The sequence below is a fragment of the Nocardia flavorosea NBRC 108225 genome (assembly GCF_001613385.1).
GTDB lineage: Bacteria > Actinomycetota > Actinomycetes > Mycobacteriales > Mycobacteriaceae > Nocardia > Nocardia flavorosea.
On the sequence record NZ_BDCG01000030.1, the window covers coordinates 44,184 to 65,943 of the forward strand.

Annotated in this window: 17 protein-coding genes and 1 tRNA gene; 12 read left to right on the forward strand and 6 right to left on the reverse strand. The window is 66.6% G+C overall.

Annotation, left to right across the window (positions count from 1 at the left end; translation table 11 throughout):
* The first annotated feature begins 104 nt into the window (after positions 1-104).
* From NFL01S_RS32975 to NFL01S_RS32990, 4 genes are all read left to right on the forward strand, one after another.
* On the forward strand, positions 105-527 hold the full coding sequence (locus NFL01S_RS32975) for a Zn-ribbon domain-containing OB-fold protein (RefSeq protein ID WP_062980267.1): 423 nt from the start codon (positions 105-107) through the stop codon (positions 525-527).
* Positions 520-1,722 (forward strand): lipid-transfer protein, encoded by a 1,203-nt coding sequence (locus NFL01S_RS32980; RefSeq protein ID WP_062980243.1) that lies wholly within the window; start codon positions 520-522, stop codon positions 1,720-1,722. The genes NFL01S_RS32975 and NFL01S_RS32980 overlap by 8 nt, the downstream gene beginning before the upstream one ends.
* 580 nt (positions 1,723-2,302) lie before the next feature.
* Positions 2,303-3,379, forward strand: a complete 1,077-nt coding sequence (locus NFL01S_RS32985) for a hypothetical protein (RefSeq protein ID WP_062980244.1) — start codon at positions 2,303-2,305, stop codon at positions 3,377-3,379.
* Between the two features lie 71 nt (positions 3,380-3,450).
* A complete protein-coding gene (locus tag NFL01S_RS32990) occupies positions 3,451-4,299 on the forward strand; it encodes an LLM class F420-dependent oxidoreductase (RefSeq protein WP_062980245.1) in 849 nt (282 codons plus the stop codon).
* 32 nt (positions 4,300-4,331) lie between these two features.
* On the opposite strand, the gene NFL01S_RS32995 is transcribed toward NFL01S_RS32990, so the two are convergent.
* The 3 genes from NFL01S_RS32995 to NFL01S_RS33005 form a co-directional block, all read right to left on the reverse strand.
* A complete protein-coding gene (locus NFL01S_RS32995) occupies positions 4,332-4,664 on the reverse strand; it encodes a hypothetical protein (RefSeq protein WP_062980246.1) in 333 nt (110 codons plus the stop codon).
* Positions 4,665-4,726: 62 nt separating this feature from the next.
* The gene (locus tag NFL01S_RS33000; protein ID WP_062980247.1) at positions 4,727-5,131 is read right to left on the reverse strand and encodes a group I truncated hemoglobin; all 405 of its coding nucleotides are present in this window, start codon (positions 5,129-5,131) and stop codon (positions 4,727-4,729) included.
* Between the two features lie 22 nt (positions 5,132-5,153).
* Positions 5,154-6,404 carry an oxygenase MpaB family protein gene (locus tag NFL01S_RS33005; protein ID WP_062980248.1) on the reverse strand — a complete coding sequence of 417 codons (1,251 nt, stop codon included), beginning with the start codon at positions 6,402-6,404 and terminating at the stop codon, positions 5,154-5,156.
* Positions 6,405-6,895: 491 nt separating this feature from the next.
* Between NFL01S_RS33005 and NFL01S_RS33010 the strand changes: the two genes are divergently transcribed.
* Positions 6,896-7,381: a DUF4383 domain-containing protein gene (locus NFL01S_RS33010; RefSeq protein ID WP_062980249.1), complete on the forward strand. Its 486-nt coding sequence runs from the start codon at positions 6,896-6,898 to the stop codon at positions 7,379-7,381.
* A gap of 16 nt (positions 7,382-7,397) precedes the next feature.
* On the opposite strand, the gene NFL01S_RS33015 is transcribed toward NFL01S_RS33010, so the two are convergent.
* Positions 7,398-8,312 carry a universal stress protein gene (locus NFL01S_RS33015; RefSeq protein ID WP_062980250.1) on the reverse strand — a complete coding sequence of 305 codons (915 nt, stop codon included), beginning with the start codon at positions 8,310-8,312 and terminating at the stop codon, positions 7,398-7,400.
* Positions 8,313-8,667: 355 nt separating this feature from the next.
* On the opposite strand from NFL01S_RS33015, the gene NFL01S_RS33020 reads away from it, so the two are divergent.
* The 6 genes from NFL01S_RS33020 to NFL01S_RS33045 all read left to right on the forward strand — a co-directional run bounded on the left by NFL01S_RS33020 (position 8,668) and on the right by NFL01S_RS33045 (position 18,636).
* Positions 8,668-9,660 carry an Acg family FMN-binding oxidoreductase gene (locus tag NFL01S_RS33020; RefSeq protein WP_062980268.1) on the forward strand — a complete coding sequence of 331 codons (993 nt, stop codon included), beginning with the start codon at positions 8,668-8,670 and terminating at the stop codon, positions 9,658-9,660.
* Positions 9,661-10,087: 427 nt separating this feature from the next.
* Positions 10,088-11,314: a lipase family protein gene (locus NFL01S_RS33025; protein WP_245670997.1), complete on the forward strand. Its 1,227-nt coding sequence runs from the start codon at positions 10,088-10,090 to the stop codon at positions 11,312-11,314.
* Between the two features lie 213 nt (positions 11,315-11,527).
* On the forward strand, positions 11,528-13,060 hold the full coding sequence (locus tag NFL01S_RS33030) for an ATP-dependent DNA ligase (RefSeq protein WP_062980252.1): 1,533 nt from the start codon (positions 11,528-11,530) through the stop codon (positions 13,058-13,060).
* 50 nt (positions 13,061-13,110) lie between these two features.
* On the forward strand, positions 13,111-14,595 hold the full coding sequence (locus NFL01S_RS33035; RefSeq protein WP_062980253.1) for a DUF3375 domain-containing protein: 1,485 nt from the start codon (positions 13,111-13,113) through the stop codon (positions 14,593-14,595).
* Positions 14,588-15,286 carry a DUF4194 domain-containing protein gene (locus NFL01S_RS33040; protein WP_062980254.1) on the forward strand — a complete coding sequence of 233 codons (699 nt, stop codon included), beginning with the start codon at positions 14,588-14,590 and terminating at the stop codon, positions 15,284-15,286. Before NFL01S_RS33035 ends, NFL01S_RS33040 begins: the two co-directional genes overlap by 8 nt.
* Before the next feature lie 2 nt (positions 15,287-15,288).
* Complete coding sequence (locus NFL01S_RS33045; protein WP_210745296.1) at positions 15,289-18,636, forward strand: ATP-binding protein; 3,348 nt, start codon at positions 15,289-15,291, stop codon at positions 18,634-18,636.
* A gap of 28 nt (positions 18,637-18,664) precedes the next feature.
* Here NFL01S_RS33045 and NFL01S_RS33050 read toward each other — a convergent pair whose 3' ends face one another.
* Positions 18,665-19,525: an LLM class F420-dependent oxidoreductase gene (locus tag NFL01S_RS33050; RefSeq protein WP_062980256.1), complete on the reverse strand. Its 861-nt coding sequence runs from the start codon at positions 19,523-19,525 to the stop codon at positions 18,665-18,667.
* A gap of 309 nt (positions 19,526-19,834) precedes the next feature.
* On the opposite strand from NFL01S_RS33050, the gene NFL01S_RS33055 reads away from it, so the two are divergent.
* Positions 19,835-19,922: transfer RNA gene (locus tag NFL01S_RS33055), tRNA-Leu, on the forward strand.
* Here the strand turns inward: NFL01S_RS33055 and NFL01S_RS35045 are convergent.
* Positions 19,901-21,649 carry a recombinase family protein gene (locus NFL01S_RS35045; RefSeq protein WP_245670998.1) on the reverse strand — a complete coding sequence of 583 codons (1,749 nt, stop codon included), beginning with the start codon at positions 21,647-21,649 and terminating at the stop codon, positions 19,901-19,903. The two genes, NFL01S_RS33055 and NFL01S_RS35045, sit on opposite strands and share 22 nt — an antisense overlap.
* Positions 21,650-21,760 lie beyond the last annotated feature (111 nt).

The following is a 21,760-nucleotide window of genomic DNA, read 5'->3' on the forward strand; positions in this document are numbered from 1 at the left end:
CCTCACCGTACCTCCGGTCGCACTCCCATGGAGTGGGTTTCCGGCCCCAAAGTAGAACCTGTTCCTATACGGTCGGAAATGTGCAGAAAGAACAACGCCCCGCCGTGGCCGACTGGTTCACCGCGGATGACGGCACGGTGCGCCTGAAGGGAAGTCGCTGCACTACCTGCGGCACGCCGTACTTCCCGCGGAACACCCTGGCCTGCCGCAACCCGCAGTGCACGGGCCCGAAGGACGGCTCCGAGCTCGCCGAGTACCTGTTCTCCACCCGCGGCCGGATCTGGTCGTATGCGGACGCCCGGTACAAGCCACCACCACCCTATGTCTCCCCCGAACCGTTCGAGCCGTATGTCGTCGCGGCGGTGGAGCTCGAGGTCGAGCAGATGGTGATTCTCGGGCAGGTGGTGCGTGGCCTCACGGTGGACGATCTGGCCGTCGGCATGCCGGTCGAGTTGACCCTCGGCGTGCTGTACGAGGACGAGGAAGCAGAACATACGGTGTGGATGTGGAGGCCGGTCGATGCCTGAGTCGAATGACCGTGATATCGCCGTCCTCGGTGCGGGTATGCACCAGTGGGGCAAATGGGGGCGCAATTTCGTCGAGTACGGTCTGGTCGCGGCGCGCGCGGCACTGGCCGATGCCGGCGTGGACCACCGCGATGTCGGCTATATCGCCGGCGCCGACACCATCCGCAACGGGTACCCCGGGTTCGTCTCCGGCGCGACGTTCGCCCAGGCGCTGGGCTGGTCGGGTGCACGGATCTCCAGCAGCTACGCCGCCTGCGCCTCCGGCGCCCAGGCCATCGCCAACGCCCGCGCCCAGATCCTGGCCGGATTGTGCGATGTAGCGCTGGTGGTCGGCGCGGACGCCACCCCGAAGGGCTTCTTCCAGCCCGTCGGCGGTGAACGCCGCGACGATCCGGACTGGTTGCGTTTCCACCTGCTCGGCGCGACGAACCCCATCTATTTCGCGCTGTACGCCCGCCGGCGGATGGCGCTGCACGGTGCCACGCTCGACGATTTCGCCGCGGTCAAGGTGAAGAACGCCAAGCACGGCCTGAACAACCCGTACGCCCGCTACCGCAAGGAGGTGACGGCCGAGGACGTCGCGGCCTCGGCGGTCGTCTCGGACCCGCTGCGCCTGCTGGATATCTGCGCGACCAGCGACGGCGGCGCCGCACTGGTGCTGACGTCGATGGAGTACGCGCGCCGCCACGGTGTCACCGATCCGGTCCGTGTCCGTGCGCTGTCGACGGTCACGCCGACGTTCCCGAAGACCGTGATCGATCTGCCCGATTTCGCGACGGATTCCGCAGTGGCCGTCCAACCGCCGCCGCGCGAGTTCCGTTCCGCTGTCGCGCACGCCGCGTACGAAGAGGCCGGTCTCGGTCCGGCCGACCTGTCGCTGGCCGAGGTATACGATCTCTCGACCGCACTGGAACTGGACTGGTACGAGGACATCGGGCTCTGCGAGACCGGCGGCGCGGAGGATCTGCTGCGTAGCGGCGCTACCACCCTGGGCGGGCGTATCCCGGTCAACCCGAGTGGCGGACTGGCCTGTTTCGGTGAGGCGATTCCCGCGCAGGCGATCGCGCAGGTGTGCGAGCTCACCTGGCAGTTGCGCGGCGAAGCCGACGGCCGCCAGGTAGAAGATGCTCGGGCGGGTATCGCGGTGAACCAGGGGCTCTTCGGCCACGGCTCGGCAATTATCGCCACCCGCTGAACCCGGGCCCACCTCCGTCAATTCGCCCGGACGCCGGCGTATGGCAACTTCGCCGCTCATCGCGGCGAGCAGGGATACGCAGAGCGCCGCGTATTCGCCTGCGGGCCGGCGGTTATCCGGTGGCCCGCAGACGATTGCCTCGCCCGGCGCAGCTCCGCTCTAAGAGTATCGAGACGTCCGCGTCCGGTTCCGCTCGAAGAGCGGGGCTTCGCCGGGGATCGAGCCGTAAAACGTGCGGGCGCCCGATCGGCGATGGACGCATCGAGCGTCTGCCTTTCCCCGGGCCCGGCTGATCGAACCAGCTGCCGAGCCGGTCCGCTACCCGCTGTAACCAGGTGATGCGGCGGGTGCGGTGGAGACTCAGGTCGGGACGAACAGCGTGGTGAACGGGCTTGTCGGCCGACTGCGCCACCGGCAGCGGTTACCCGATTTTGCCCGGATATCGGGTTATGGTCGCCTTCCGGCGCTTGCCGGTTGCGTGTGCATACGGGGCCGACGGCAGGGGCAGGCAGTGGTTCGGGACAGCGGGCGTCGAGGCGGGGTGGCCGGTCACGTACCGGACGATCCGGCCGGGAATGCAATGCCTGCGACCCGCACGGCCCGACGCCGCACCCGGTGGGTGCGCAATACCTACGGCAACGCGTCCGCCGAAACGTTCCTCGTCATCGCGATTACCACCATCCTGGTGACCCGCGCTTATCTCGCACTCACCGACTATCCGCAGATCGGTGGTGGTTCCCTCCATATCGCCCACGCCCTGTACGGCGGTGCCGCGATGATGGTGGCACTGCTGGTGGGCTGGCTGCTGCTCGGTTTCACTGCTCGGTCGGTGGCTGTGGTGGTCGGTGGTGTCGGGTTCGGTTTGTTCCTCGACGAAGTCGGCAAATTCGTCACTGCCGACAACGACTACTTCTACGGACCGGCCGCCGAGATCATGTACGTGCTGGTGCTGGTGATCCTGGTCGCCAACCGGTTGATCCGGATTGTGCGAGCACCGACTGTCGACGAATATCTCGCCAATGCTGCGGCGATCGCGGCGACCGGGATGGCGGGCGGGTTGCCCGCGCATCGACGCAGCGCGGCCCGCGCGATGCTGGACCGCGCCGAGGCCGGCGGCGCCGACCCACGTGCTGTGCGCGGTATCCGGCTGTTGCTGGACAGCGCCGATCACCGAGCGGACCGGCTGTATTCGGTCCAGCAGTTCTTGCCACGTCGCGTTCCCGGTTTCCTCCGCAGCCCCCACTGGGTACCGATCATCGGCTGGTTGCTGGTCGTGGCCTCGACGGCGGGAGTGATCACCGGAGTCGTCGCACTGCTGGCCGGCGGCCTGTCCCTGCGGGCCGCCGACACCGTGATCGATGTGGACCGGATGGGTATCGCCGAACTGATCCTTTTCCTCAGTGCCTGCCTGACCTTCGTCACAGCGGCTCCGGCGATGGTCTGTTACCGCCGGGCGGGTCCGCTGTGGCCGCTGCAGACGTTGCGGACGGCGGCGCTGATTTTCACCGTTCTGAACGCTTTCGCCGATTTTGCGACAGAAGGCTTCGGCGCGGTGCCGGCTGTCGCGGTGGGTGTATTCGCGATGGTTGTCCTGTCCCATCAGATCTCCGCGCGAGTCGGTATACCGGCGCCGGCAACCGATCGATCGACCATCTGACCAGGTTCTCTCGCGCCGACCCGCCGAGGCGGCTTTAACCTGGAGCGCACTCGGGCTTCTAGCCTGTTCTCATGCGATTCGCGTTCAAGACTTCCCCGCAGGATACGACCTGGGCCGATATGCTGGCCGTCTGGCGGGCCGCCGACGATATCGAGATCTACGAATCCGGGTGGACCTTCGACCACTTCTACCCCATCTTCTCCGACTCCACGGGGCCGTGCATGGAGGGATGGACCACTCTGACCGCGCTTGCGCAGGCGACCGAACGTTTACGGCTCGGCACCATGGTGACCGGTGTCCACTACCGTCATCCGGCAGTGCTGGCCAATATGGCCGCCACCCTCGACATCATTTCCGGCGGCCGCCTCGAACTCGGGATCGGCGCGGGGTGGAACGAGGAGGAGTCCGGCGCCTACGGCATCGAACTGGGTAGCATCACCGAACGCCTCGACCGGTTCGACGAGGCCTGCCAGGTTCTCATCGGACTGCTGAGCCAGGAGACAACGGATTTCGACGGCACGTTCTATCAGCTGACTGCCGCCCGTAACGAGCCGAAAGGCCCGCAGCGCCCGCATCCCCCGATCTGCATCGGCGGCAACGGCGAGAAACGCACTCTCCGGACCACCGCCCGTTACGCCCAGCACTGGAACTTCGTCGGCGGGACTCCCGCCGATTTCGCCCGAAAACGTGACGTCCTCGCCGCACATTGCGCCGATATCGGCCGCGATCCGAAGGAGATCCTCCTCTCGGCGCAGAAGCGGCTGGACCCCGAGCTCGGTAACGGCGAAACCATCGATTGGGCGGCCACGCTCGGCGCCGAGGGCCTGGAACTCGCGATCATCTACCTCCCGCCGCCGCACAACCCGGCCGTATTGGAGCCGCTGGCCGAAGCCATTCGCGACTCCGGGCTTGCCGGCTGAATCGCCGCCGGTCCCGCAACGCGAGACAGAGGTCATCTTGTGTAATGGGCGGGGCCCGGTGAGCACGGGCTCGGCAGGGCCGACATGGTGGCCATATCGCAGACACCGTCGGTCAGCATCTGAAACGGAGTGACGCCGAGCAGGACGATGATTCCGATGATATCGCCGTTCCCGACGAGTATCCCGGCTGTTCGCGCGGCCGCCGACCCGGAATCCAATGCCGATGAGCCGGTTCCGGAGTCGCCCTCGGCGACGGGGGTGGGCGCCGGGGACGCGACGGGTTGGGCCGTCGCCCCGGCCGCGGCGCCGACGAGGCTCGCCGCCGCGACGGAGGCGAGGGCCAGGCGAGTGATTGCGGACGTCATAACGTTCCTTTGCTAGTGAATGTGGTGTCTACCAGGCATGAATTCATAGGCCGAGCGACCGCTCACGGATTCGACGCGATCTCGTCGGCCAGCGGTGACACTGCGGCGATGATTTCGGCCACCAGCTCCGGCGGCACCCCGGCACCGCTCAGCGCATCCGTGAGGTGGCAGGCCACGAGGTCGAAGTGGTATCGGGTGATACCGCGACCCTGGTGCACCTGTTTCATCGAGGCACCGATGTAGGGGTCGGGTCCACCGAGTGCCGCCGAGAAGAACTCGACCTGCCGGCCTTTCATCCGGGATATGTTGATGCCGGTGAAGAAGGGCTGTAGGACCTCGTCGGCGAGGACACGGGCATAGAAGTCTTCGACGACGGTTTCCAAGGCTGCACGGCCACCGATACGCTCATAGACCGGCGGTTCTGCCTCCTGTTCCGGGACGGAGCCGGAGGCTGCGGGAATAGACATGATTACGGCACCTTCCGATGATTCAGCGCGGTGGCACGCTCATATCGCGGTTCATGGTGGGGATTTCGATGCTGATCGGCATCCGCAGTTCGGAGAGGTACATGAGCGCGGCTTTGCGGAGGAATTCGTCGAGCAACCAGTAGGGGTCGGCGGCCGGCGGGACTGCGGTGAGAATGCCCTCGCGTACCGCGATGAACGGACCCCAGCTGAACCGGAGCAGCGGATCCCAGACCGGTTCCCGCGGGATGTGCAGACCGTCGGCGATGTGGTCACCGAGCAGGAAGCGGGTGAATGCGCCGAGAACGGGCTTGCTGAGGATCGTGAGGTCGATATTGGCGCCGAGGCTCAGCAGCCGGTCGGCGAGCTTGATCCCTTCGGGCGTCGGCGCCAGGATCGGGTCGAGCACCTGTGCCGCCTGGGAGTTGGCTTCCGGCCACGATTTCGGTATGTACTCGTCGCGCACGCCGAGCATATGCCCGGCCACCTGCCACGAGTGCAGGAACGCCTCCGATTCGTGCACGGGGATCGGCACTTTCCACGAGGTCAGGTGTTTCATCACGGTCGTGGGCAGGCTGTGCCAGGTGACCATGATGTCGTTCTGACTGATCGGGATATCTTCCTCGGCCGAGTGCACCCAGTGCGGTGACTGCGGCAGGAGGTGCCGCACCGCGGCATGTACCAGCCGGGTCTTGACGCAGGTGACGATCATTTCGCCGTCGGGGGCGTAGGCGTTGTTACTGCCGATGTCGTAGCCGAGTTTGGCGGTTTTGGAAATCCGGTCCTCGAGATCGTGCCCGCCTTTGGAGTAGTAGACCGAGCGGGCTTCTTTGGGGATGACCGTGCTCATCATGCCGCTGGCGAACCCGTACAGCACACCGAGATACAGTCCGCGTTTCTTGTTGAACTGGATCGCCGTGTCCAGTTTGGCCGGATCGGTCCACGGTGGGAGTTGCCGGGCATACTCCATGAAATCCCGGAGCTCCGGCGGTAGTCCGGCGGGCAGCGGTTGACCGTTCCTGGTCCACGTCCGCAATGCATCGTTGACCCGGGGGACTTCGCCGCGGTCGATCAGCCCGCCGACCAGTTCGTCGGCCTCGGGGTCCCACACGGTCATCGGGTCGGCACCGGAACCGGATCCGGCTACCGACCCCTGCGGTGACCATGTCCACGGCTGTGCCCGCCCGGTAGATGTCGCCGCTACCACTGCGAGCGCCCCGGCAGCCCCGGCCACGCCACCGACTTTCAATGCGCTTCGTCTGTTGAGTCCGTCCATGCCGCCACTCCTCGTTGAGTTCGATCACCGCCGGAGCGGCGAAACCTGGCACTCCACATCAGTGGAATAATGAGTAACTTACCAGCTGTACCAGACAGCTGTCCAGATCCTCGGGTTCTATGGGCTTGACGCGCACGCGCCCAGGAGATCACCGAATCACTGAACCTATTCACGCTTTGCTGTTACCCGACCGCGGTTGGCAAGAGGGCGCGCCCGTCGAATACCGCCCCGCGGAGGACAGAGAGCTTGGCAACTCAAGAAGAATTACTGATTACATCGACCATGAATACCGGCGCGGGCATACCAGGGATACCGGTCGGCAAAACGACAACCGGCAGACCACGGTCGGCATCGGCGAGTACCGCGTGAAATGGGCTGCACAGAACGCCGACAGGGAGGTTTGCCGCCGCGTCGAGCGGGCATTCGCGGCGGAATCCGGTTGCCGATTCGCAAGACCGTCTTGCGAGGACAGCGGGAGGGAGGACGAAACCATGTCGGACCGCACGAGTTCGACCCGCATTGCCCGTTCACCGGTTCAACTCGCCGCCATGGCAGTCGGCGCGGTATTTCTCCTGGCGGGAGTGGCCGGCTTCATTCCGGGTATCACAACGAACTACGACAGTATGGAATGGGCCGGGCACCACTCCGAAGCCCAACTGCTCGGCCTGTTCAACGTTTCGATACTGCACAACGTCGTACACCTGATATTCGGTGTGGCCGGCCTCGCCGCGGGAAGGAGCGCGGTGCTTGCGCGGGCATACCTGCTGGTCGGCGGGGTGATCTACCTGCTGCTCTGGGTCTACGGCCTGCTCGTCGACGAGACCGGCGACGCCAATTTCGTACCGCTCGACACGGCGGACAACTGGCTGCACTTCGGACTCGGCCTCGGGATGGTCGCACTCGGGGCGATCCTGCCCCGCTGGGTGAATACTCCCGGCCGGCACCTGTCGGGACGACAGCCCGGGATCATCGAATAGCGACGCGCATCCGGACTCAGGAGTCCGCGGTCCGGTAGATGACGATCGGGCGACCGGCGCGGTGCAGCAGGTTCTGGCCCGTCGATCCGAGCAGGGCGCCGCGGACACGACCCCAGCCTTTACTGCCCACGATCGCCAGCTGGGCATGGTCCAGGGCGTACAGCAGTTCTCGGGCCGCCGAGCCGCGCCGGGATCGCAGCTCCACGGCGACCTCGGGAAATTTCTCTCGATACGGGGCGATGATTCTCGAGAGTTCGCGTTCTTCCGAGCGCGCGATCGCGTCCCAATCGATGACCAGCGTGGTCCGGCCCCGTTTCTGTATCGTGCCGGGGTCGGCGGACGCCACCGCCGAGCTGCCGGTCCACGTCCGCACCGCCGTCACCGGCACAGACAGCAGCCGAGCCCATTCGAAAGCCAACTGGGTCGCGGCCTGCGATACGGGGCTTCCATCGGTTCCCACCGCGATCGGGCGGTCGTCGAGGGCGACGCCGGCGAGTTCGCCGCGCCACACCGCGACCGGGCATACTGCTTTGTTGGCCACTCGCAGGACGGTCGACCCCAGCAGCCAGCGTTCGACCGAACCGGCGCCTGTCGCACCCAGCACGATCATCGTGGCCTGCCCGGCCGCTTCGAGTAACCCCGCTGCGGGAGCTTTGTTGTCGGCGACCGAGTTCAGCTCGACCTCGGGTGCCCATTCGCGGAGTGCGCTTTCGGCCGCGTTCAGCAGATCGGACCGATACGCCTGCTGCATTTCTTCCAGTTCCTCGGCGCCGAATGCCACATCGGGTATCGGGCCGGTGGCCTGCGACGAATGCACCAGGTGTAACGGCAGTCCGAGTCTGCCTGCGAAGGCGGCGGCCCATTTGGCGGCACCCAGTGATGCCTCCGATCCATCGATACCGGCCACGATGTATTTTCCCGGGAGAGCCATAGAGCTTTGCGCCTTTCGTGCAGCGGTCTCGATCGGAGGCCGCCGTGGAGGGAGCCGGTGGCGAGACAAACGTGAGGCCATACCGGTAGTACGCACGAGCACCTGGCGAGCCGGCTCTCCGATCGACCGGCCCAGACGAAACGACACTCGATCGTGATGAGCCTCCAGGATAGGAGGCGAGACACTTGTGACGATCGGTCGACACACGCCGATTCGGCACTTCTCTCATCGGAAAATTGCTGGTGACGCCGGGGCCTCGGATACCGGTCCGATATCGGAGCCGCCTGGCGCCCCCTCGAGAGCGGGCCGCGTGTGGTGATACACCCGCCGCCTCCGGATAGGTATGGTCGGGTATATGAGCGCTGGTCTCAGCGGGTCGACAATCGCGGACGCAGTCCGCCTCGCGGCACGGGCTCCCTCACTGCACAACAGCCAGCCGTGGCGATGGCAGTCCGACGGTGAGGTACTGCGGCTGTTCGCGGTACCCGAGCGGATGCTGACCACGACCGATCCCGGTGGTCGCCAGATGCTGATCAGCTGCGGCGCCGGCCTGGATCACCTGCGGGCCGCCCTGGCGGCTGCCGGCTGGAGTCTGGCCGTGGCGCGTTTCCCCGACCCGAACAACAAGGCCCACCTCGCGGACATCACGTTCGAGCGTTCGCCGATCGTGACCGATGCCGATCGCGCCCGCGCGGAAGCGATCGACCGCCGCTACACCGACCGTCTGCCGTTCGGGCCGCCGCCCGGCTGGTCGGAGTTCGAGCCGGTACTACGGGCGGCGACCGATTCCGCCGACACCACCGTGGAAATCCTGCCCGAGGAAAGCCACCCCGCGCTCGCCCACGCCACCCGATTGACAGGCGCGCGCCGCCGTTACGATTCGAACTATCACGCGGAGCTACACTGGTGGACCGGGCATGTGATCGGTGCCACCGGTGTACCGAAAAGCTCGCTGGTGTCGCCACGAGAACATCAGCAGGTCGAGATCGGGCGCCGCTTCCCGGTCACTTCGTCGGATACCGCGCACACCGGCGAGAACTCCTCCGACCACGCTGTGGTGCTCGTTGTTTCCACGGCCGGGGATTCCCCCGCTGAACACCTCAGGGCCGGTGAAATGCTGTCGGCCGTACTGCTGGAATCCACCTTGGCGGGATACGCGACGTGTCCGCTCACCCATCTGACCGAAGTACCGGAAAGCAGGCGCGCGGTCCGGCAGTTGATCGACGGTAACCAGCTGCCGCAGATACTGGCCAGAGTGGGCGCGCCACCGCAACGCGACCGGCCACCGGAACGCACGCCGCGGTTACCGCTCACCGAGATCCTGTCCGACGCGAAGTCCCGGAACTGATCGGCGGGAGGATCCGGCCGGCGCTGAAATCGATTCCGTGGTGCCGTGTTGTCTCGAATCGGTAGCGGCTCGTCTCGATCCTGTGACGTAACACTGTTTCCGGCACTCGGTCACGTAACCTGAGCTCAGGTCCCGGTACGACAGGGGACGTTTCGGGCGACGGAACTCCACATCGCCTCGGGTGCCGCATATTTCGAGGTCGCATCCAGGGGCGTGTGCCATGAGATGTTTACGTGCCGACACTCTCGCGTTGCTCGTCATCCTACCGTTGCTCATCGGGCAGTCCGCTGCCCAACCGCCTGCACAGCCCGGGCCTCTCTTACCTGCACTACCGGTGCTTCCACCACTCGCGGATACGAACGGCATGCTCCTGCCGGGTGTTCAGCAGTGGATCGATCGAGTCGTTCCGCCGCCACCGATCGCGCCGATGCCCCCGCCGGAACCGCAGGGCGAGACGAATGGCCTCGTCCCGAGACTGGCTGCGCTGCATCAGGCGGTGCTGCCCGCACCGGCAGGCGACCCGATATTCGATCGGTGGCCGGCGGGCCTCGCCGGCTTCGCCCCCGGGGCGGTGATCGAGGTCCGCGATGTCACCGCCTCGGCCGCACCGCTGGTCGTGGTGCCGATCCGGCAGGCGGTGCTGTTCAAATACCGGACCACCGATGCGCACGGCCGCCCATCTTTCGCCACGGCCACGCTGGTGATTCCAGCGGCCGCATCGCCGGTGCCCGGGGCCCGGCCGGTGCTGGTGAACAATCTGCCCATCGACGCTCTGGGCCGTCGATGTACCGCGGGTTACACACTGGCGCACGGTATCTCGGTCGACAGCGCGGTCACCGATTTCATCCCGCCCAGCACTCATCTGGCCGCGTCACGTGGCTACGCGGTGCTCATCCCGGATCACGAGGGACCGCTGATGGCCTACGCCGAACCCTATGTCGCGGGGCACGCGGTGCTGGATGCGGTCCGGGCGGTACGTAGTTGGCGCCCAGCGGAATTCGGTGCGAGCAGGTTCGCGATGACCGGCTACTCCGGCGGAGCGATCGCCACGCACGGTGCAGTGAAACTGATCGAGAGTTACGCACCCGAGCTCGCGCCGTCCCTGGCCGGTGCCGCGCTCGGCGGGGTGCCCGCCGACTACGAGATCCTGTCCCGCAGCATGGACGGTAATCTGGCTTCGGGCGTGTTCATGGCGGCCGTTTTCGGTATCGCGCGCGAGCGACCCGAGCTCCTGGCCCGGATGAACCACCTCGCCCAGTGGGTGAGCACTTCACCGATAAAGGACCAGTGCATCAGCGTTCTCGCCATACCCGGTGTTCTGCATCTGCCGATCGATATCGCGGCGAATATCGCCGACCCGCTGCGCTCGGCACTGGCCCACGAAATCTACGCGGTCACCCGGATGTCGGGACTCGCGTCGGCGACACCGCTCTACATCTACCACGGTGAACAGGAGTTCTGGATCCCCGCCGAGGGCGCACGCAACCTCTACCGTGAGCAGTGTGCGCTCGGTGTCACCGCGGTCTATCGTGTCACCGCGGTCTATCGCAGCGTGCCCGGCGAACACGTCATCGCGGCAGGGCTGGGTTACCCCGAGGCCATGATCTGGCTGGACGAGCGGCTGCGCGGTATTCCGGCGCACAGCGAATGCTGACCGCTCTCGGAACAAACCTGTGGCGTCGTCCTCACCGCGAGAACATGCAGGCGGCCACGTGCCACCGACGGTCCGCCAAGTAGTGGGCGGTGGGGGTCACCACGTGTGGCCTCGGCGAGAAGTGTCCGAAAGTTGTCCGGTCCCGGACGACGCGACCGGCCTCTCACTGCGACGGCGATTGCCCGCAGCCGGTGTCCGTGCCAGGCTGTCGACGTGCTGTTAGCCGAGGTCGCCGCCGCGTCCGCCGAGATCGCGTCCGCTTCGGCGCGGCTGGCCAAGACCCGGCGGCTCGCCATACTGCTGAACCGCGTCGCGGCAGACGGCGACGCACGATTGGTCGCGGTGACCGCCTCCTGGCTGTCCGGTGAACTACCGCAACGCCAGATCGGGGTGGGCTGGGCCGCGCTGCGGACGCTGCCGCCACCCGCTACCTCTGCGACGCTCACCGTCGCCGACGTCGATGCACGGTTCTCACGGATCGGAGCGGTGGCCGGGAAGGGGTCCCGGACCGCACGCGCCGGCCTGGTGCGCGATCTGTTCGAGACAGCGACCGACGCCGAGCAGGTATTTCTGCGCCGGTTGCTCAGTGGTGAGCTGCGCCAGGGCGCGCTGGCGGGCGTGATGTCCGATGCGATCGCCGAAGCTGCCGGGATTCCGGCGGCCGAGGTCCGCCGGGCGGCGATGCTGGCCGGCGCCCTGCCTACGGTGGCCGCCGCGGCACTCACCGGCGGGCGACCGGCCCTGGCGGAGTTCCGCCTCCGCGCGGGACGACCGGTCGGACCGATGCTCGCGCAGACCGCGTCCGGGGTCGACGACGCACTTCAGCGGCTCGGCGGAACCGCCATATTCGAAGCGAAACTGGACGGCGCGCGCGTGCAGATCCACCGCGCCGGATCGGCGGTCTCGGTGTATACCCGCAGCCTCGACGATGTCACCTCCCGGCTCCCCGAAGTCGTCGCGGCCACTCTCGCCCTCCCCGCGACCGATCTGATCGCGGACGCCGAGGCCATCGCGTTGCGACCCGATGGACGGCCGCAGCGGTTCCAGGTCACCGCGGCCCGGTTCGGCCGCAAACATCCCGGCGATCTCGAACCCCTGTCGGTGTTCTTCTTCGATCTGCTCCACCTCGACGGCAGCGATCTCCTCGATCTCCCCACCCGGGACCGCCTCGACGCACTCGATGCGCTCGTCCCCGCCGCCCGGCGGGTCGACCGCCTGGTGACCGCCGACCCCGCAGCGGCACAGAATTTCCTGGATCGCACCCTCGCCTCCGGACACGAAGGTGTGATGGCGAAATCACCGTCGGCCCCCTACGAGGCCGGCCGCCGCGGCTCCGGCTGGCTCAAGGTCAAACCCGTACACACCTTGGACCTGGTTGTTCTCGCCGTCGAATGGGGTTCCGGCCGGCGCACCGGCACCCTGTCGAATATTCACCTGGGTGCCCGCGATCCGGCGGGCGGTTTCGTGATGCTGGGCAAGACCTTCAAGGGAATGACCGACGCCATGCTGGCATGGCAGACCGAGCGTTTCACCGAACTCGCCGAGGGCCCGACCGACGGCTATGTGGTGCGACTGCGACCCGAACAAGTCGTCGAAATAGCCTTCGACGGGGTCCAGGGTTCCACCCGCTACCCCGGCGGCATGGCGCTCCGGTTCGCCCGCGTAGTGCGCTACCGTGACGACAAATCCCCCACCGAGGCCGATACGGTCGACACAGTTCGCGCGCTCTACGAGCGGGGCGGATGAGCGGACCAGGGCGAATACCCTGTCGGCCGGTCGACGTACCCTGAGCGCCGATGAGTATTCGAGGCGTAGAGGGCGCGTACCAGGGGGCTCTTCGGGCGTTCAAAACCCCGATGCTCGATTTGCTCCACCAAACGTATGCACCGTTCGTGGTGACCATGCTGGCGACAGTGTTCACGGCCGACCGGCCCGCGGTCGCCGTGGCGGATGCGCATGCCGAAATCGGCGATGCGCTGAACCGGTTGCGGGCCGCGGGGTACGGCGAAGAAGACAGGCTGCCACTGCCCGCAGGCACCGCGCGGGACCTGTGCCGGCAGTGGGTGAATGCGGGCTGGCTGGTGCGGCAGGTGCTGGACGACCAGGTCGAGGTGTATCGGTTGTCCGCGCACGGGGTGGGTGCACTGGAGGTCGCGGGCCGGGTCGGCGGTTCCCGGACGCGGGTATCGGAATCGCGAGTGCGGACTCTGCTGGAAGCGGTGGAGCGGCTGGCGCAGGATGCCGACCCGGATGTGATGGCCCGGATCGCGCGGCTCGAGGTCGAGATCCGGACGCGGCAGCAGGAACTGCGGCGGCTCGAGCGCGGCGGCGCCGTGGACACCGTAGCCGACGATCGGCTGGTGGAGGAGGCGGAGAACATCCTGCATCTGGCGCGGGAACTGCCGGCGGATTTCGCCCGGGTGGCCGAGTCGATCAAGGCCATGCAACGCGATGTGGTCGCCGATCTGCGGCAGGACGCCCGCCCGACAGGTGAGGTTCTGCGCGAGTATCTGGCGCGGGGGCAGCAGATCATGGACGCGACTCCGGAAGGGCGGGCGTTCGCGGGAGCATTACGCCTGATCGGCGACCCGGAGCGCATCGACGACTTGTCGAGCCGGCTGCGCACCGTACTGCGCCATCCGTTCACCGCGCAGTTGACCGAGCCGCAGCGGCGGGAGTTCACCGATATCGCGCGCCGGATCGAACGCGGAGTCAAGGAAGTACTGGCCGCGCAGCGACAGGCGTCGCATGTGATCACCACCCAGGTCCGCCACCACGACCCCATGCGGGACCGGCAGGTAGACGATCTGCTGCGGGAGGTGATGACCGGTTTGCACCACTGGGTCCCCCGCTCACGCCACCGCGAGCCGATCACACCGCTGCGCCGGCTACCGGCCGCGAGTATCGAGCATCTGCGCCAATCGCTGAGCGATCCCCGTCCGCCACAACCGCCCGCACCACTGGTCGAATGGGACGAGGACACGATGCCCGACGCCGATACCCGGGCCTGGGGCGGTCCGAAATACGCGGCGCTGGACGAGCACCTGGCCCGCTTCGCAGGCAGTGCAGACACCGTCGATATCGTGGCAGCCTTCGGCGCGGCACCCGAGGAGATCCGCCGCCCGGTCGATCTACTCGGCCTGCTCGAGCTGGCACATCGCACCGGAATGACCGAAACCGAGTCCGTCGTCACCGTCGAAGCCGTCCGCCCGGACCGGACTCGGCGGCGCTTCGCGCTCGGCGGTGTGGTCGCGGTGAACGCCGAGGCAGCCGATGAGTGAGCCGAACACGGTCGACGAGACACGGCCGGACAACGAGGACACCGGGTTCATCGACCCGGTGTCGATGGAGGAAGACCCGGCCGAACTGTTCGCCGGCGATACGGGGACGCTGGACGCCGAGGTACGGCGGGTGCTGGTCCGGCTGCTGCAACGCAGGTTCCTGTCGGCGGACAAGTACCCGGCACAATGGCGAACGCTGCTGGAGAACCAGCAGCTCATCGAATCGCGGCTGCACGATCTGTTCGTCCGGCTCGTGGTCGACCACGATCGCGGCATCGCCTACAAGCAGCAGGTGCGCTCGGCGGAACTGGATGTGCCGATCCTGCTGCGGGACGATCCGTACAACCGGGCCGAGACGCTGGTGCTGGTGCATCTGCGCACGGTATTCCAGCAGGAACGGGTCGCGGGTGAGGTATCGGCGCGGGTAGATATCGAAGAGCTGGAGCAGACAGTACTGACCTACTTCGACCCCGACGACACCAATCTGGCCCGGGGACAACAGGAGATCCGCAGCGCCGTGACACGTTTGGCCAAGGAGGGGCTGATGGAAGAGGAGACCGCGGGCCGGTACCGGATCACACCATTGGTGGAGGTCGTGATGAGCACGGAAAAGCTGAGTGAGCTGAGCCGGTGGCTCCGGGAACGCACCGACGGCCCGGACCACGGCACCGCGGCGGAGGTCGCGCCGTGAGCATGATCGACACGCTGTTCGGGCTGGTCCCCGAGTCGTCCCGGGGGCATCAATGGGTGGCACTGGACCTGCAGCTGGTGAACTGGGGCGGATACGACGGGCACCACCGGGTGCGGTTCGCCCCCGGTGCGACCCTGCTGTGCGGAGAGTCGGGATCGGGCAAATCGACCCTGATGGATTCCTACATCGCATTGATCATGCCGCATACCATGCCGTTCAACGGCGCCTCCAACGGCGGAGTCGTGGGCCGGCCGCGCGGCAAGGATCAACGCAATATCCTCTCGTATGCGCGGGGCAAGCTCGACGAATCCCGCGCCGGAGGTGAGACGAAGGCCAGGGTACTTCGCGGCGACGGCCGCGACACCTGGTCGGCGATCGCAATGACCTGGGCCGATCGGTCCGGCGCGCGGTTCACGGCGGTCCGGGCCTGGTACGTACCGTCGACGGCGCGCTCCCTCGAAGATCTCGTCCAGATCCGCGCCACCTGCGATGAACCGTTCGACCTGCGCACGCTTGCGGGACCGGCCGATAAACGGCTCGCGGAGACCGCGGTGAAAGCACTCGGGCTGACCTGCTACGCCACTGATCGCGAATTCACCGCCCGACTGCATACCGCGCTCGGGATCGGCGCCGCAGGCGACGGGAACAAGGCGGTCGCGCTGCTGGGCCGGATCCAGGCCGGTCAGCAGATCACCACCGTCGACGCCCTGTACAAGACGATGGTCCTCGAGGAGCCGTCCACGCTGACCACCGCGGACGAGGTCGTCAAGCAATTCGACGAACTCGCCGGCACCCGCACCCAGATGACCACCGCACGCCGCCAGGTCCGGGCACTGTCCCCGATCCGGGAGCACCGCCGCACCATCGTCGACGCAACCGAACGTGCCGAGCTGATCGACAGCCTGGGACCGTTCACCGATTCGTCCTCGCCCGCCGGGCTGTGGCGATTCGAACGCCGCGCCGAGTTGCTCCGAGCAGCCGAAGAAGAGCTGCTGCGACGTCGAGGACAAGCCGAGAAAACTGTCGCCGCGGCGTCGGCGCGGGCCAAAGGGGCAGAAGCCGAACTGAGCGGGATCGTCGAGACGCTGCGCGCTTCCGGCGGAGACAGGCTGGAGAAGGCCCGCGGCGCGCTACGCGAGGTGGACAAACGGTTCGACGAGGTCGAGCGGGCGCGGCACCGGCTCGAGAAGTCGCTGGCAGCCCTCGGCGCCACGGTGTCCGACGGGAAAGACTTCGCTGCCCTGGTCACACAGGCACACAACCTCCTCGGAGACAAGCAGGCCAGGCAGGCCGCGCAGAACCATTTCGCCGAAGCGAAGACCCACCAGACGAGCGTGACCCGAGAACTGGAGGAGCTACGGACCGAGCGTAAAGGCGTCGCCGCTCGCCGGGACAATATCCCCACCGAACTGCATCGTGCGCGGGCCGCCCTCGCGGAGGCCGCCGGCCTCACACCGGAACAGCTTCCGTTCGTCGGCGAATTGATAGAAGTGCGCACCGAATTCGAGCCGTGGCGCGAAGCGTTCAACCTTGCCCTGGGCGGGTTCGCGACCAAGATGCTGATCGACCGCGCCCACCTCAACACCTTCCGCGAGAAGATCAACACTGTGCGCACCGCACGGCGTATCCAGTTCGAGGGTGTGCGAACCGGGCTCCGCGACGAGATCGGACTCGACGATCGCCAGTTGCCCGGCCGCCTCGATTACCGCCCCTCCCCCTTCACCGCCTGGCTCAAGAACGAGTTGGTCGAACGATTCGACTATCTCTGCGTCGAAACGCCACGCCTGCTGCCCCAGCACCGCAAAGCGCTCACGATCACCGGCCAGATCTCGGACGGCGCCCGCGGCGCACACGGCGGTCAGGGCCGGGCCAATGTCCTCGGCTTCACCAACGACCGGTTGCTGACACGCCTCGACGAACAGATCCGCGACGCCGAAGACCGCAAATCCGTCGCCGACGCACAGGTCGAGGCGACACAGGCCGACCTCGACTCCTTCGAAGACCGCCGCGGCGCATACCGGACCCTGACCGAACTCTCCTGGGATCAAGTCGATATCGACTCGGTTGCGGCGGAACGGGACCGCTGGATGCAGATCATCGACGACGTCCACACCGGCACCCCGGAGATCGACCGGCTGCAGAAACAGGTCGACGAACTGATGGACAAAGTCGAAGACCTCAACGAGAAAGCGGTCCGGGCCAAGCTCGAGCAGGAAGATCTCGAGACCGCCTGGGAACACACCACGGCCGAGGCCGCGCGCGCCGGTCGGGAACTCGGCACCGCCCGCCGGGCCGGTCGCGAAGTCACCACCGAACACCGCAACTACCTGGAAGGACTGTTCGGCAGCGACAACACCGGCGATATCCCGGCCGCCAAAGCCCTGGAGGCGTTCGACGCCGCCACCGACCGTGTCGCCGACCGGCTCACCACCGATCTCCGGACCGCGGAGAGCGCCCGCCAGGGCGCCCGGAGCAGACTGTCCGAAATATTCTCGACGTTCGTCGAGCGCTGGCCGAACCCGAACCTGGGTACCGACCCGGATGATTCCTACGACGATTTCGAACGCCTGCTCACCGATCTGGAAACCAGCCGCCTGCACGAACTCGAGAACCAATGGCGCGACAGCCTGCTGAAACTGTCCGGTAACGACCTCACCAGCCTCGACAGCGAACTCGCCTCGGCAATCCGGGAAATCCGGGACCGGATCGAACCGGTGAACCGCATCCTCGCCGGCCTCCCCTTCGCCGACGACGACCACCGCCTGCAGATCGACCCGCAGGAAAGCCACTCCACCGTCCGCGCCCGCTTCCGCAAGGAATTGCGCGATGTCCGCCGCCTGATCGACCAGGCGAACACCGATACCGACCGGGAACGCGCCTACAACCGGATGGCCAAGGTCATCGACCGTATCCGTCGCACCGCCCCCGATTTCGCCGACCTCGTCGACGTCCGCAACCATATCCGCATCAGCGCCGAAAAGCGCAACGCCGCAGGCGAACACGTGGCCCTCTATGACCATATCGGCGAGAAGTCAGGCGGCGAATCCCAGGAACTCGTTGCCTTCATCGTCGGCTCCGCACTGCGCTACCAGCTGGGCGACGCCGGCGCCGAACGCCCCCGCTACGCCCCTGTCTTCCTCGACGAAGCCCTCATCAAAGCCGACGCCCGCTACACCGGCCGCGCTATCGGCGCCTGGCGTGGTCTGGGCTTCCAGCTCATCATCGGTGCCCCCAACGACAAGAACAGTGCCATCGAACCGCACATCGATGCCGAATACCTGGTCCTCAAAAACGCCGAGAGCCGCTCCTGGGCGAAACCCATCATCGGCATCCCGCCAGAGGACCAGTGAGCCCTGCACCGGTCACGCCGAGGTCAGGTCACGCGAGCGCGGCGGCAAGGCGGCGCCACTGCTCTCGCGGGAACACTTGCGGGTCGGCATCGAGCACCTGCACGCAGACGTGGTCGGCACCGGCCGCTCGGTGTTCGGCGACACGATCCAGGATCGCCTCCTCATCACCCCAGGCGATGATCGCATCGAAAAGCCGGTCACTCACGGTGTCGACATCTTCCTGCGTGAAACCGGACCGCAGGATGTTGTTCGCGTAGTTCGGCAGTTGGAGGTAACTGCGCAGCCAGTCGGTGCCGATCGACCTCGCCTCGCCGGCATCGGTGGTGAGAATGGCCGTCTGCTCGGGCAACAGCAACGGTCCGTCGCCCAGGGCGGCGCGAGCCGTAGCGGTGTGCTCCGGCGTCACCAGGTAAGGGTGGGCACCACCGGCACGCGTCGCCGAAAGGTGCAGCATCTTCGGCCCCAGCGCGGCCAGCACCCGCGCGTCCGCGGGAACGGGCCGGTCGAGAGCGTCCAGCGCGTCGAGATAAGCCCGAGTCGCCGCCAGCGGCTTCCGGTAGCGCCCCGGATCACCAGCATCGATCAACGGGGCGTGGCTCACTCCGATACCCAGCAGGAACCGGTCACCATACGTGCCGGTCAGAGCCGCATACCGGGCCGCGACATCCGCCGGTTCATGCATCCACAAGTTCAGGATGCCGGTCGCGACAGCGATTCGCTCCGTTGCTTGCAGCAGATTCTCGACCGCATCGAACACCGGACCGCCGACATCGGGAATCCATACCGCGGCGTAACCGAGCTCCTCGAGCTCAGCCGCCGCCTCCGCGGCCTCGGCCGGATCGCCGTAACGCAACTGCGAACTCCACACCCCCACGCCCGAAAGCCGCACAATACCCTCCTGGAGCTCGGAAGACCTACGCCGGTACCGGAATCCGGCCTTGCCCGAAAGATGCTACTGCACCACGGGCCGATCGAATCAGCACCACCGGAACCGGGGTCCGGCCACCCGCCTGTGCCCGAGTACGCGATTGCCCACTCTCCTGCAGTCGCCCCGGCCGCGCTCGACGACCTACCTGGTTCAGCCGAATGTGCGGACGACAGCCCTGCCCGGCGTCAGGCAAACCCACCAACGTTTTCGCAGGTGAGACTCACGATTTTGCTCCGTCCGCGCTATCAGATACTCTTGCTGGGCACACCGGTCCGGGTGGCGGAATGGCAGACGCGCTAGCTTGAGGTGCTAGTGCCCGGTATAGGGCGTGGGGGTTCAAGTCCCCCTCCGGACACCAGTGCTAACCCCACAGGGGGTGGCACCAACGATTATGCGATTGCATATGTGCTGATATCTCGCCTGCAGGCCCAGACTCTGATAGAGCTGGGCCTTATCTGTTGGGTGGCCTGCGGTAAGAACCGCCCCGATGTCACCGAGGGCGTCGACGAGCTTGCGGACCTCTGTTTCGGTGAACCGCCGAGCTTTGGGTAGCTGGTTCAGCTCGGCTTCGGCGGCGGCCTTCTCGGCCTGGGCGGCGTTCATTGCCGCCACCAACGCCTGCGGATCAACACCTGCCTCGATGGCGGTCAGATGCCGAGCCAGCCGGGACTCGGCATCGAGGACACGCTGCCGCAAACTCTGCCGCTGAATATCGGTGTCGTCATCATTCTGCGCGGCCAGAACCGTAGCGATGGTCCTCGCCCGCTGCTCACGACCGAACAGACCGGCCAGCCAGCCATCGATGCGGTCGGTAACGAGGTCTTCGCGCAGGTTCACCGTGCGGGGGTGCTTCTCGAGGGCCGCGCTTCCGGGGGCGAGGGTTTTCGCCCGGCAGCGGTAGTAAACGTTGTCGCGGACCAGTTCGGCCTGCATTCTGCGACCACACCCATCGCAGCGCAGCAGCCCACTGAGCAGATAGACGCGCCGACCGCTACCGTGGCGGGTGCGCTCGAGCGTGGCCCGCGTCCTGTTGCTTGTCCCGGCGCGCCGACGACGAATCAGTTGCGCTTCGGTGAAAGTCGCCACGGATACGATTGCCGGGTGCGCCGGCCGCTGGGACCGGACAATGCGCTGGGCCGGCGCCCGCCGCATCCGGGTCACATGCCCGGCCGCGACATCATCGGGGTCGAGCAATTCCTCATGTTTCTGCCACCGCCCGAACACCGCGTACCCGGTGTAGCGCGGGTTCTGCAGAATCGCCGCAACCGCACTGGCCTGCCACCCGTCTTGGGACCGATGCCGGTTCTGTCCGGGACGATATGCCGACGGGCACGGGATCTTCTCCCTGTTCAACTCGACCGCGATCGCCTTATCACCCCGCCCCGCGATGTAGTGACTGAAAATACGCTGCACAACCGGAGCGGTCGCCGCATCCAACGACAGGATCCGCAACCTCAGCCCGTCGGCGGCCCGGTTGGGATTCGGGTGCGGCGGACCGTCGACCACCAGATACCCATACGGGGGACGGCCGCCCTGATGCCGTCCCTCGTTCAACACCTGCGCGTCCATACTCGCCCGGGTGCGCTGCTGCACGTGCTGCCGCTCGGACTCACTGAGTCCGCCGAGCATGCTCATCATCATCGAATGAGTCACATTTCCCGGGTCGAAACGCCCACCTAGCTCCGGCACCCACACCTGGACCCCGTGCGCCTGGACCCGCGGAGCGACGAGGCTGAACTGGTTACCGAACCAGCAGCGGGTGCCCTCCCCCACCACGATCGCCGACCACCCCCGCGCCGGATCCTTCAGGTCGGCCAGCAACCGAGCGGCGTGCTCGCGCCGATGCCATGGCACCGACCGCGACAGGCCGACGTCGAAATAGCTTGCGACTATCGCCGCCTCGCCCACGAACTTCTCGGCATTGCCACGCTGCCACCGATACGAAGTCTCCGGGTCCTGGTTGTCTTCAGTCGAACAGCGCCCGTAGAACGCGAAACGCTGATCCGAACCGATATCGACCTCTTCGGTCTCGAGCCCGAGGAGCTCATCGAGCACAGCCCACTCATTGGTCTCGGTCGACATCATCAGTCCTCTCTGGGGAATGGTCACGAGCATGACCCGCAAGAATGCGCAGCAGAACCCTGGCCGCAGCGAGGTTCAGCTCCGGCAGACAGTCAGGGAAAACAACGGTGATCT